The sequence below is a fragment of the Ruegeria sp. YTSA168 genome, from assembly GCF_059610045.1.
On sequence record NZ_JBXWMW010000001.1, the window covers coordinates 459128 to 471950 of the forward strand.

The window sequence follows — 12823 nt, forward strand, 5'->3', positions numbered from 1 at the left end:
GGATATGTGTGGCTTAGTTGGTCAACCAGCCGATCACGGTGTCCTCGTTATCTGACACCCATTGGCGCGCGAAATCTGCGGCTTCGACATTGTCCACGGCCAGCGCCTTGCCCATCGCGCTCAGGTCATCGCCCTGCATCTGGTAGTTAGCAAACAGAGCCGCAACTTCGGGATAGGCCTCTTCCAACTCCTTAGCATAGTGCAGGTGCAGGGTCGCACCATTCCAAGCCGAGGACGCCTCAGACTTAGCCAGCCAATCGGGATCATCCGTGGGCTGCACGATGGTCCAGGTTGCCGGATCATGGGGCGGCTCTTCCAGAACGGTCAACTCTTGCGTCACAAAGATATAGTGCGGGCTGTAGCAGAAGCCGATCCAAGGATCGCCCGCCTTGGTGGCGTTGGCGAGGTTTGCGTAGGCAATCGTTTCTTCATACTCAGTCAGGTCGAAGATTTGATCATAGCCATATGACTTAGCACGAATCTTCTCAACCACGGTTGAAGCCCAGCCAGGCGCGCCAATCCATACTTCCGGGGTTCCGTTCCCATCGGTGTCAAAAATGGCCATCTTGTCCGGATCGCTTAGATCATCAATTGATTTGATCTCATACTGTTCGGCAATGTAGGTCGGTACGCACATACCTTGTTCAGCCTGAACCGGGTTCTGGTTCATTACGACCGTGCCGTTGTCCTTTACGTACGTGTCGTGCAGGTTTTGCTGGTTTGGCATCCAAACCTCAGGGTGGACATGCATGGACCCACTGTCCATCGCCTCAAACACGATCGGGTTCGTTCCGTTCTGAAGCTCGACATCCAGCCCCAGGTTTTCTTCGATCACAACCTCAAGGATATGCGCCGTTGCGTTGACCGAGGCCCAGTTCGGAACGCCGATCACAATGTCGGCCGCAAATGCGGGCAAAGCGACCACTGCAGATGCGCCACCCAGTAGCATCGAAATTTTGTTCATCAGGTCTCTCCATGTTGGACATGTAGCGCGCAGTCTTTCGGGGCGTCCCGGCGCGCGCGCTTATTCTGTTGACAACATGTGCGTTCTCAGATTGTTAGCGTTTGATTGTGAGCAAAACACATGTTCCAAAAGTCAAACATGCGAAGCTATCGCGCTTCAAGGTCGACATAGCCCGAATCGGCAAGTTTTTACTTTATCCAAACAGACCTACGATTTTTTCGAAATACGCGCGCAGCTTCGCCTTGCGAACGGGCAAGCGGCGTTTGCGGTGCCAACAATAACCGCCTAGCAGCACCCGCACTTACATGCAGCGACATAGCTGTCGCAATGGTTCGGCAAGACGGCAACAGCAACCAGAACAGGGCGAGAGATACAGCCATCCGCACTGACCCTGGCATATGCCACTTCGCATCGATCAACATCCAGATGTCTTTCCTTGGTCTTGTCGCCACGCCCTGCTGCCGCGGATCCAGAGGCACCGTTTTTATGGAAGGCTGCGCAATCGACATTGACCACCAACTGCACCACCCTTTCTTCGCAGGGGCCAAGCTCGAACTTTGTGTCGGACAGGGCGGCTGTCCACCCCAGATCGTGCCCACTGGCGGTGGTGAAACTGCTCAGCGATAGCGTCACCTCGCGCGTGCGGCGTGTATCATTAGCGAAAGTCAGAGAAATCACCCGGCGTTCCGAACAGCGGGCTTCGATCAGCACATCACCTTCACAGATGCAGCAATCGCAACAACTGTCATAAGACTTGGTATCGCAATCGCAGCCGCAGCCTTTCCCCATAGGAACGCCCGAATACCGGCCATCCGGCGCCCAATAGTATCCCTGCGTGTAGGCCTGAAGCTGAACATATCCTTCCCGCAAATTGCCTAAGTAGTCGTCCAAATCCATCATGCGCATACCCTGCGTCTTATAACAGTACCCGTAAAAGACTTCGGCCTTTTTTCCGTACTCGCCGGAATGTCCTGTGATCGTCCTTTGCATGGTCTTGCCTCCTTATTCCGGGCGCCGCGTTCAAACCGCCAAGATGTGTACTGTCACGGTTTCAGACGAAACCCGGATCATCGCCGTGGCATCGACGCCTTTTGGAATGGTGCCCGGTATCGTGAATTCCCAAAGTTGCGATACCGTCTCTCCCGCGCCAACGGTCACAGCATCGTTCTTGACCTTCAGCGGAGTGAAGCTTTCCAACTCCGCATCATAGCTCAGCGACATGGCACGCATCACGTCATCCAAGGTCCGGTCCGTATCGCGCAGTTTCTTGAGCATCTCGCGCTGTGCACGGCAGTGCAGCAGGTCCAGATCCAGTTGGATCGCACCGATTGCGGGGACGTCTATCGGAATGTTGCCGTGATTTCGGAACACCATCAGTTTTTTGATCTTGGCCCCCGGTTTACCGACCAGAAACACGTCATCCGGTGTGATTTCGAAATCCACAACCTCGGTAACGATCACCTCGACCGGATGGTCTGTGCCATCAACCGGCAGGGACATCTTGTAGACGCCCGGCGGAGTTGATGGGTTTAGTGTTGCTATGACCGGAACAGATTTACTCGCCCCCGCACGAAGTTTGACCCGCGGCAAATCTGCTGAGAGCACTGGCTGGGCCTTGGCACCCCGCGTCTTGGGTTCAACCTCCGTCAGCGTCAAGTCCCGAAGGGCTTTGCGTTCAGTACCTGTGTTCGACAACGCCAAGGTACCGTGCAGCGCACTGGGTGCGCCTACCAGAACAAGCGGCTTTAGAAGTGAGACATCTGGGGTCTTTTTCTTTGCAGCCGTCGCCATGTCGCGCCCCTATTTGATGTGGATTTTCACGCCGCCCGAAGATGGGCCCGGTTTTGCCGCAGGTGCGCCACCCGAAGGGGCCGTGCTTTGCGCCGGCAGCTGAACCGAGGGGCGGAAGGGCAGTTCTTCGTAGACCTGCTTGCTTTCGCCGCTATAGGTCACGCCGTAATATTCGACGCCCATATAGGTTACGCCGATATGGTGATGATACGGCTGCCGGATGATCCCGGTTGGAAGCTTGCCGTAATTGACGGTCGTACACAGATCCAGCGCCACGGGTTTCAGATCAACCGATAGAGGTTTGATCTCAAGCGTCAGATCAGTGGTGTTTTCGCTGACTATGGGTTCCGAAATCTTCAGATCCTGAACGCTTTCCGTCTTGAACGGATCGCCGCCTTCGAGCTTGGTCTCGGTCCGGATCGGGCGTTGCCCGCCATTCAGCGTGACGCCGATATCATCCAAGCCATTGATTGTGACATCCGCGTCGGTGTCAGAGTCGATGTTAATGGGCCCGTTATTGACGTTTACGGTGCTTCTGCCACCGCCACCTTTGCCGCCGCCTGGCATAGTCACCTCCAAATCCAATCCGGTGCTGGCTGCACCTGAGTAAGCGTTTGGCACGAAAACTGTGCAAAAAGTATCGCTAGGGTAGCATATTTTGCCCCTCGGTTCACGCCAGAACCTGGGCTGGCCCAGCAAGGCAGGGTCAAAGCGGCAATTTCATGCTATGATTGGGCCAGATCAGTGGTTGGGTGCGCGCCGCGCATATGGGTATCACCAGAGGTGACAGACGCTGTGAGTGTAGAAATCGCATTGACTCCGCAGAACCCTACCCATGCCGGGCTTTCGGGTCGGTTGATCTGTTTTCCGCATGCAGGTGGCGCTGGTGAGCGCTTTCACGACTGGATGAGCGGATTTGCGCCGGTTCTGGATGTGCGGGCCGTCACGCTTCCAGGACGCGGGCAGCTTATGGATCAATCGCCGGTGCAGAACTGGCCTGATCTGATCGAGTCGATTATGACGCGTCTTCAGCCTTTGACCGACCGGCCCTTTGCCATCTTCGGCCATAGTTTCGGCGCCCTTCTGGCCTATGAAGTCGCCCGCGCGTTGACGGACAACAAGCAGCCCCCCAATCTGTTGATCGTCGCAGGCCCTGCCCCGCAGATGGCACAACGCGACCGCAAGATATCTGGTCTGCCTCGACCCGCGTTTCTGGCCGAGATTGAAGCCATCAATGGCACGCCGCCCGAAGTACTAGCCAATACCGATCTGATGGATCGCATGCTGCCCGCCTTGCGCGCCGATTTTGCGCTGCTCGAAACCTATGAGGCTGACCACGTCAGCAAGCATCCTCCGCTGCCCTGCCCGATCTTCGCTGTCGGCTCGGACAATGACCCTCAGGTGCCCTTCGGCAGCATTCTGGGCTGGCGGAACCGCACCCGCAGCCGGTTTGAATGCCGCCTGTTTGCGGGCGATCATTTCTTTCCTTTTTCCAACCCGGATTTCTCAGACACCCTATTCGACTATGTTGATGACACCCTGAATGAACACGCAAAGGACCTCCATCGCGCCGGATGACGCGTCGATTGCCATCATCGGCATGCAGGGCCGCTTTCCCGGCGCGGCCAGTGTTGATGAGTTGTGGCAAAACCTGCTGGCCGGTCACGAAGCCGTCACGACGCTGACGCCCGAACAGATGGAGGGCGCACAGGTCCCGAAAGAGCTGCACGAGCTGCCGAACTACGTCAACAAGGCCACCCTGTTGGACGACGTCGACAAGTTTGATGCCGAATTCTTTGGGTTCAGCCCACGCGACGCGGAACTGACCGACCCGCAGCACCGCCTGTTTCTGGAATGCGCCTGGCATGCGCTTGAGGATGCAGGCTATGTGCCCGACCGCTACAAAGGCGATATCGGCGTCTTCGGCGGCTGTGAACTGTCGGGCTATCTGTACCTGATCAACCGTAACCTTGACAGTCTGGGCTTTCTGGACGGCATGCAGTTGATGATCACCAATGACAAGGACTACATGGCCACGCAGGTGGCCTATAAGCTGAACCTGACGGGCCCGGCGATCACGGTTCAAACGTCCTGCTCGACCTCGCTGGTTGCGACTTGTCTGGCCTGCCAGAGCCTGCTGGAGGAAAGCTGCGACATCGCCCTGGCCGGTGGAGTTACAGTCAAGGTTCCGCAGCGGCGCGGCTATTTGTTTGCAGCCGGTGGCATCCTGTCCCCAGACGGTCAGTGCCGTCCCTTTGATGCGGCGGCGCAGGGAACCATCGTGGGCAGCGGCGTTGGGTTGGTCGTGCTCAAACGGCTAGATAAGGCCCTGCGCGACGGAGACCGCATACGCGCCGTGATCCGGGGGTTTGGCCACAACAACGACGGGTCCAACAAGGTCAGCTATGCCGCGCCCAGTGCCGATGGTCAGGCACGCGCGATTGAAGCCGCCTTCGAGATGGCAGGCATCCCTCCCCGCTCGGTCGGCTATGTCGAGGCGCATGGAACTGCCACCATGCTGGGAGACCCAATCGAGGTCGCGGCGCTATCGCGCGTATTCCGCAAATCCACCGAGGATACGCAGTTCTGCGCCATTGGTTCGGTCAAAGCCAATGTCGGACATCTGAGTTGCGCCGCAGGCGTAACCGGGTTGATCAAGGCGGCGTTGGTGACCGAGACCGGCACGATCCCCCCGAACCCGCATTTTAACGTCCCGGCCCCCGGTATCGATTTCCCTGCAAGTCCTTTTTTCGTCAACCGCAACATGACTGAGGTGGTGGCAAGAGACGGACCGCGCCGCGCCGGTGTCAGCTCGTTTGGAGTTGGCGGAACCAACGCCCATATCTTGCTAGAAGAACCTCCGAAACAGGCCCCATCCGGGCCGGGACGTAGACAGCAGCTGATCGTCATGTCCGCCCGCAACGAGGCAGCGCTGGACCGGTTGGCGCTGTCGCATGCACGCCACATCATGTCTGCGGGACCGTCTGAACTAGCCGATATCGCCTACACGACACAGACAAGCCGCACCCGGTTTGCGCATCGGCGTTACGTGCGCGTAGACGCTGAAAACCCCGCAGGCAGTGCATTGGCCTTGTTGGCGAATAACAGCGACAAGGTGCGCACCATCGAATCGAGTGGTGAGGATCGGCCCGTCATTTTCATGTTCTCGGGCCAAGGCGCGCAATACCCGGATATGGGCAAGGGTCTATATCTGTCAGAACCTGTGTTCCGCAAAGCCTTCGACCGTTGCTGCCGCGCCTTTCGGGATGACAGCGGGCTGGACATCAAACCTATCGTGTTTCCAAAGAAGGCTGACCGGGAACACGCGGCCGAACAGCTGAAGCAGACCCAATTCACACAGCCCGCATTGTTTGCTGTCGAATACGCCTTAGCGCAACTTTGGATATCTTGGGGTGTAAGACCCAGGGCCATGATCGGGCACAGCATCGGCGAATACGTTGCGGCGACATTGTCCGGGGTGATGACATTGAAGGACGCGGCAACGCTGGTGGCGCGGCGCGGGGCGCTGATGGCGTCATGCAAGCCGGGCGCGATGCTCGCCGTTCCGAAAGAGGAAACCTATCTGCGCCCGCTACTGCCAGATGACATAGCTATCGCCGCCGTGAACGCCCCCGGAATGACAGTTGTTGCCGGACCAGGCCCCGCGATCAAACGGCTGGCAAAGCGGCTGGAAAACCAGAAGGTCAAAGCCACGCTTCTGCGCACCTCGCACGCCTTCCATTCGGCGATGATGGATCCGATTTTAGACGACTTCATCACTGCGTTCGAAGGCATTCAATTGCGCGCACCGCAGATCGACACCTATTCGAACCTCACCGGCACCGTCCTAACCAAAACCTCGGCGACTGATCCGGCCTATTGGGCGATGCATCTGCGCAGCGCGGTGCGGTTTGCCGACTGCGTCAAAGCCGGGCTGAGCCAGCCTGATGCGATTTTCCTTGAGGTAGGTCCAGGCAGGTCTCTGACCAACCTTGCCGGGTTGCAACTGAGTGGGAGCGGTTCGGTCGCCCTGCCCTCAATGGACAGCAAGCCCGGCCCGCAGGTTGAGGCTAATTTGGTGACCGATACGCTGGGTCAGCTTTGGGCGCATGGGGCCGAGATCGATTGGCACCGATACTACGCCGAAGAGACCCGATGCAAAGTCCCGGTGCCCCTCTACCCGTTTGAGCGGGATAGCTATTGGGTTGGCGGCGCGGAGGACCCCAGCGTGGACGCCGCGGCAACACGCAAGGCGATGGTCGATTGGGGATATGTGCCAAAGTGGGAAGACGCTCCGATTACGGACATCGAAGACCTGTCCAAAGTTGTGCGCGTGCTGGTTTTCAGCGACAAAAGCCCGGCGGCCCGAACCTTGCAGAAAACGCTTAGCGACAAGGGCATCGCCGTAACCACCGTCACATCCTCATCACGATTCATGCGACGCAAGGATGGCGCATTCTCGGTCGATCCAACCACTTCAGAACATTTCACCCGGCTTGCCAGTGCGATCCGAGACGATAACAACCCTATTTCGCACATCGTTTACCTGTGGCCTCTCGCGCTTGAGGACGCCGAGGCCAACGTGGTTGCGATGCAGAATGCGGCCATGGCTGTCACCAAAGCCAGTGGGCTTGCCAAGCTTCGGATGATTTCGGTGACTGCACAGGCGCAGCCCGGACGGTCCGACAAGACGATGGGGGTGGAAAGCTCGGCCACCCTTGCGCTGGCGAAGGTGTTGGGACAGGAGGTTCCCTCGCTGCGCGTCACCTCGGTCGACATCGCGGAAAGCGATCGAAGTAAGCCATCTGCGGACCGCCTTGCAGACTGGCTTTTGAACGAGATGCAGGCGCAACAGTTTGTTCCTTCGGTTGCATATATCAACGGGAAACGGCATCGCCTCAGCTATCAGGCGCAACCACTGGAGCCGGTCGAAACCTCGGGTCTTTTCAAGCCCGGCGGCGTCTATGTCATCACCGGCGGTTTAGGCAATATCGGACTGGCGATGGCTGATATGTTGGCGGAGCGCTACAGGGCCAAGCTGGTGCTTCTGTCCCGCTCGGGCGCGCCTGCGAAATCCGAATGGGAAGCGCTGGCCGCCGATCCCAATGAGTTCGATAAAACGGCAATGCTGGCGCGCAGGTTGCTGGATTTGGATCGAAAGACAGATCTGTTGATTCTGAAGACAGACGTCTGTGACGCAAACGCCCTGCAGGTGGCCTTGTCGCAGGCCACCAACGCCTTCGGCCCCATAGACGGCGTCTTTCACATGGCAGGAAATGTCGGCAGCGGGTTTGGCAAACTCAGTGATCTGGCGACCAAAGACCTGAGCAGCCAGATCGCACCAAAGATCAACGGTGCCCGCGCGCTTGCGCATGTCTTGCAGGACCACGCCCCGGATTTTATCCTGCTGGGCTCATCCCTGTCGGCTGTTCTGGGTGGGTTGAACCTTGGCTACTACGCGGTGGCAAATCAAATGCTGGACACATTTGCCGCGTCGCAGCCGACACCAACGCGCTGGATCAGCGTCAACTGGGATCAATGGGCCTTTGCCGATCAGACGCATGGGGAAGATGCAATCTCTCCCGCAGATGGGATTGAAGCGCTGAACCGACTATCTGCGTTGCATACCGATCAGATCGCCATATCGACCACACCGCTGAACACACGGCTTGCAGAATGGGTCGAGTTCACCGCCACTCCCAAAACTGCGGAGGCCACGGCAACAGGTCACAGTCGCCCCAACCTCAGCAACCCGTTCGAAGCGCCGAAAACGGACATGGAAATCATCCTTGCGGGGATTTGGGAAGACCTGCTGGGCCTATCCCCGGTCGGCATCCATGACAAGTTTTTCGAGTTGGGCGGACATTCCCTGCTCGCCATTGAGATGACCATGCGGATCGAAGAGAGGTTTGGCTACAACCCCGAGGTTGGCCAGATCTTCGACACGCCGACCATTGCGGGGCTTGCCCCGATTATCGAAGCCAATATGGGGACATCCACCAAAAATCCGACCGCTGAGGAGGTTGTACCACCGCCGCTGCCAGAGCCCGATCTGAACCTGGAAGGCGCAAAGAAAAGCTTTCAGGACATGTATGACGATGTCACCAAGCAGCTTGACAGTTCAGGCTTCGGAACCTTCGCGCATTTTCTGAACTATGGCTACACGCCGAACGGAGCGCCCGAGGCGTCCGATGTTCCCCTGAACGATAAGATGATGAACCGGAACTCAGTCAAACTGGCGCTTGAGGTCATCGGGGCCCACCCGATCGATGGGTCGTCGGTTCTGGATGTGGGCTGCGGGCGCGGCGGCACCGCCCGCACATTGGTTGAGTTCTTCGATCCCGCCGTTGTCACCGGGTTGGACCTGTCCGGCGCCGCAATCGAGTTTTGCCGCAAAACGCATACAGATTCGCGTTTGAATTTTGTACAGGGTGATGCCGAAAACCTGCCATTCGATGATGGACAGTTCGACGCGGTAACCAATATCGAAAGTTCGCACACCTATCCCGCGATCCAGCGTTTCTACGCCTCAGTCATGCGGGTCCTCAAACCCGGCGGGGCGTTTCTGTACACCGACCTTCTGCCTTTGGGAAAACTCAACCAATGTCTCGAACTGTTGAAGGACCTCGGTTTTAACCTCGAAGACGAGCGCGACATCACGCAGAACGTGCTGCTGTCCTGCGATGAAATCGCGGCCTCGCGCCTAGGCGCGTTCGGAGGTGATCAGGAGATGAGTAATTTCCTGGCAGCCCCTGGATCAGCGGTCTACGAGTCCATGAAATCCGGTGAATGGAGCTATCGGATATGGCGTTTGAAACGCCCGATCAACTGATATCAATTTCCAGCGTTATTAATTGATTACGCGCCTGTCCTAATCCAATGATGACCAGCGCCGACGAATAGCAATGCCCGGCGCGGTACAGATCAGCGTCGACAGGCACCATCACCTTCACCAATTGCTTTTGACCCGGTGCCAAATTGATCAGGTCCGGGATCACATCGATCATGGCCCCTTCGATTGCAACGCCATCTTCATCCAGAACCGGCGTTGTTGACACGCGCGGACTGACGCTAACCGCCGTGCTGTTCTCGACCTCAAAACTGGCTGAAAGCGTATTGCCCGCAGGCCCGGACAATGTGATTGCCGCCTGCGGGGCCGTCGCGCCTTCGGCTGCGTAACGGCTCATGCCCCGACTGTTGAGAAACTGAAACAACTCATCCGTATAGCGCTTGGACAGCACCTGAGCCGACGCCGCATAGCGGATCGCAAGCTGCAAACCTTCCTGCGCGATCTCGGCTCCGCGCGTCTCGGTGAACTCTTTGTACAAATCGGCCATTTCTGGAACATAGCCCTGTTCCGTCAGGTGTTGATACTGGGTCCCGGCATCCGTGTATTGTTGCGTGAAAGCGGTGTAGATGGACTGCAACTGGCGATAGCTTTCTTCCATCGCGGCCTGCAATTCGGCCTGTTTGCCAAGGCCATGGGGCGTATCTTGCCCGCTGGTAGAGCTGGCCCTGTTCTCATATACCTCCTGAACCGGCTCAACGGGTTCTGGCTGCGGCTCTGGCGCCGCTGGTTTCGCCTTCGCGCGCGCGCGTTTTGCGGGTTGTTTGCGGGTTGCCTTAGCCATCTCAGCCCCTTTAGTGCTGCGGTTTCGCTTCGGTCATTCTTGTCGCCAGTCTACACCAAACTCTTGAGTTTCGCCAATTTCTCTTCGCTTTGGCGGTGAATTGCAGCCTGATACCAGGTGCCCAGCAAGGCGATGTATCCGGCCAGATTGGTCGATGTCACAGTCCTCGCCACATCCATAGGTCCGCGCAATCCCCTTTCGACGGCAAGTCTGCGGTACAGATCAATCACTCGCAGGATCATGGTGGGGGGGGCATAGGCCAGCGACAAGTGCTCGGGCTCCCACACAGTGTTGAAATACAAAACCGCACCCAGGTCGTCGGCAAAAGCCAACAGGTCTGCCAGTTCCTGCCAGTTCACCGTCATGATACAGGCCGATATGCCAAACGGGCGCTGATGGTGCCGCGAATACTCGGCCAGCCAGCGGGTGTTCTTAATCACTTCATCAAAATCCGCGTTGCGGCGGATCGAGCAATAGGTTTCACGCCGGACAGAGTCGAGCGAGATACCAATATGCACATTTCCCCGCTCCAGAACCGACAAGGCCTGATCCGGCAGCAGGCTTGCATTGGTCTGAATGGTAATCTCACACTCTGGGTTCAGGGCGATCAGCCTCTCCCAGATTTGATAATAAAGCCGCATTACAAAGGGCTCGCCACCATAAAAGGTTGTACCTTCAAGATGCGGGATAAAATCCTCTAACTCCTCAACAAATTCGCCCCCATAAGCCTGCGGCATCGCCGGGCGCAGCTCGCGGTAGCGACGGATACGCGAAGACAGTTCCCCGTTGCACATGATGCATTCCAGATTGCATGCATTGTGGAGTTCGAACGAAAACGAGGTCGGGTGATCGGGATCAACGCTCCAGCGATCAAAATGCTGTGCGACAACAGCGCCGTAGTTCCCGGTTTCAATCTGCGACCCGCACCCATTGCACCCGCCACCCAGATCACCCTGCGCCACGCGCTGGCACAAGGTTTGCCTTGGACGCCCCTGCCAGATTTCGCGGATGGATTGATCCGGATATCGGCCCAGCGGTTCACGATTATAACAACAGCTTGAAACCTTACCTTCGGTCCCGAAATACAGGCTGGTCGACGGGCTGTAGCATAACAAAGGCCGGGGTCCGGCGCGGCGCTGTTGGTTGTAGTGATAGTTCTGAACTGGGTTAATCATGGCCCCACCAAAACATCTCTTGCGCTTGATCTTATCACATCCCTCGCTTCTATTGGCTAAAAACCGCCATCCATCGCGGTTTGGCCGGGCAACACGGATGCGGGCACTACGCGGCCAACATCCACCCACACCGTGAAACCAGCCTCATTCCATGCTATGCTCTGTTTTTTAGACAATTTTCACGCAAGGGGGGCGCCCTCGTGTCCGAACGTCGCGTAGAACTGCATTACTTTTCGATCGTCGCGCTGCCGATTTGCGTGTTTCTGATCCATGAGTTGATCCAGACACACATGCTGCCAAAAGACCTGAACCTGTCTGTTGGCATTCTTATCGCGGATCAGGATTGGTTGGAAACAGTTGGCCGGTATCGGTTTCTTGCGGCGTCATGGTTCTTTGCCGCTCTGGCTGTTCTTCCGGTCGCCGTCTTGGTACGCAACCTGAGGCGACCGACGGAACGCGCTACCAGGCTGGCCGCAATTCTGACCGTTACTACGGTTTTCTGCCTTGCGATGATCCCGGTCATTCAGCAGCACATGACGAACACGCCCCCGCAGATTTATGGGCAAGTCGGAAAAGAGCTATTTGAAATGGCTCTGTCCAAAGGCACGTTGCCGGGCTGCGACGGACCCAATGATCTCTGGGCCCTGGGCACCTGTGGGGATATCCCCGTCTTCTCACTCTTCCGGCGCGTGATGGATATTGTCACCGCACTGGCCGGTCTGGCAGTAGGCGCGCTGATTGCCGGGATGATCTTGTGCCTGTCATCTGGTGGCGGCGACGATCTCGAAGATACGGCCGCCAGCCTGGCCCGTAGCATCCGCCAGATGAAACAACAGCTGTATTTGTCCAGCCTGATCCTGACCTTCGGGATGTTCTTTGCTTCAAGCTGGATGTACTGGCCCTTACCTGTCATTGCAGAGTCCGAAAAGGCCGCATTCAGCTCTTTGGTCACGGCATCGGCTTTGTTCACCGGAACCTATTTCTGTCTGCTGATGCTCAGCTTCTATCTGCCGGTGGCACTGATCCTGGATGGTCGGGTGACACAACTGGCCATTGCGGCCCGGCAGGCAGACGACGCAGAGGATGACTTCGATGTCGATGACTGGCGATCCACACATGGTCTCTCAGATGGGCCCGGCGATTTCATGCGTGCGGGCATCGCGCTCGCCGCACCAATCCTTGCGGCTTTTGCGGGAGGAATCTCCCCCCTCAGCCTATGAGTTTCTAGAGCGCATAGAGCGGTTGACCCCAAAACCTACTGG

The 12823-nt window shown here is 57.5% G+C and carries 9 protein-coding genes; 3 read left to right on the forward strand and 6 right to left on the reverse strand.

The genetic code is table 11. From position 1 onward, the window contains the following. Positions 1-13 precede the first annotated feature (13 nt). From AC2FFE_RS02335 to AC2FFE_RS02350, 4 genes are all read right to left on the reverse strand, one after another. Positions 14-964 (reverse strand): ABC transporter substrate-binding protein, encoded by a 951-nt coding sequence (locus tag AC2FFE_RS02335; protein WP_480827618.1) that lies wholly within the window; start codon positions 962-964, stop codon positions 14-16. A gap of 285 nt (positions 965-1249) precedes the next feature. Next, a complete protein-coding gene (locus AC2FFE_RS02340) occupies positions 1250-1954 on the reverse strand; it encodes a hypothetical protein (protein WP_496818734.1) in 705 nt (234 codons plus the stop codon). 30 nt (positions 1955-1984) lie between these two features. Beyond that, a complete protein-coding gene (locus tag AC2FFE_RS02345; protein WP_496845739.1) occupies positions 1985-2755 on the reverse strand; it encodes a COG1470 family protein in 771 nt (256 codons plus the stop codon). Between the two features lie 9 nt (positions 2756-2764). Then, on the reverse strand, positions 2765-3322 hold the full coding sequence (locus tag AC2FFE_RS02350; protein ID WP_496818736.1) for a hypothetical protein: 558 nt from the start codon (positions 3320-3322) through the stop codon (positions 2765-2767). Positions 3323-3550: 228 nt separating this feature from the next. On the opposite strand from AC2FFE_RS02350, the gene AC2FFE_RS02355 reads away from it, so the two are divergent. Together AC2FFE_RS02355 and AC2FFE_RS02360 are read left to right on the forward strand one after the other, a co-directional pair. Beyond that, positions 3551-4333: a thioesterase II family protein gene (locus AC2FFE_RS02355; protein ID WP_496845740.1), complete on the forward strand. Its 783-nt coding sequence runs from the start codon at positions 3551-3553 to the stop codon at positions 4331-4333. Continuing rightward, positions 4299-9587, forward strand: coding sequence for a beta-ketoacyl synthase N-terminal-like domain-containing protein (locus AC2FFE_RS02360; RefSeq protein WP_496845741.1), 5289 nt, complete (start codon positions 4299-4301; stop codon positions 9585-9587). The genes AC2FFE_RS02355 and AC2FFE_RS02360 overlap by 35 nt, the downstream gene beginning before the upstream one ends. On the opposite strand, the gene AC2FFE_RS02365 is transcribed toward AC2FFE_RS02360, so the two are convergent. Together AC2FFE_RS02365 and AC2FFE_RS02370 are read right to left on the reverse strand one after the other, a co-directional pair. Beyond that, positions 9580-10386 carry a hypothetical protein gene (locus tag AC2FFE_RS02365; RefSeq protein ID WP_496845742.1) on the reverse strand — a complete coding sequence of 269 codons (807 nt, stop codon included), beginning with the start codon at positions 10384-10386 and terminating at the stop codon, positions 9580-9582. The genes AC2FFE_RS02360 and AC2FFE_RS02365 overlap by 8 nt on opposite strands. 50 nt (positions 10387-10436) lie before the next feature. Beyond that, the gene (locus tag AC2FFE_RS02370) at positions 10437-11561 is read right to left on the reverse strand and encodes a radical SAM protein (RefSeq protein WP_496845743.1); all 1125 of its coding nucleotides are present in this window, start codon (positions 11559-11561) and stop codon (positions 10437-10439) included. 200 nt (positions 11562-11761) lie between these two features. On the opposite strand from AC2FFE_RS02370, the gene AC2FFE_RS02375 reads away from it, so the two are divergent. After that, positions 11762-12781, forward strand: coding sequence for a hypothetical protein (locus AC2FFE_RS02375; protein ID WP_496845744.1), 1020 nt, complete (start codon positions 11762-11764; stop codon positions 12779-12781). Positions 12782-12823: the final 42 nt, after the last annotated feature.

Coding starts and splice junctions, on each gene's coding strand:
- AC2FFE_RS02335 (WP_480827618.1), bottom strand. CDS start 964: ATGAACAAAATTTCGATGCTACTGGGTGGCGCATCTGCAGTGGTCGCT.
- AC2FFE_RS02340 (WP_496818734.1), bottom strand. CDS start 1,954: ATGCAAAGGACGATCACAGGACATTCCGGCGAGTACGGAAAAAAGGCC.
- AC2FFE_RS02345 (WP_496845739.1), bottom strand. CDS start 2,755: ATGGCGACGGCTGCAAAGAAAAAGACCCCAGATGTCTCACTTCTAAAG.
- AC2FFE_RS02350 (WP_496818736.1), bottom strand. CDS start 3,322: ATGCCAGGCGGCGGCAAAGGTGGCGGTGGCAGAAGCACCGTAAACGTC.
- AC2FFE_RS02360 (WP_496845741.1), top strand. CDS start 4,299: ATGAACACGCAAAGGACCTCCATCGCGCCGGATGACGCGTCGATTGCC.
- AC2FFE_RS02365 (WP_496845742.1), bottom strand. CDS start 10,386: ATGGCTAAGGCAACCCGCAAACAACCCGCAAAACGCGCGCGCGCGAAG.
- AC2FFE_RS02370 (WP_496845743.1), bottom strand. CDS start 11,561: ATGATTAACCCAGTTCAGAACTATCACTACAACCAACAGCGCCGCGCC.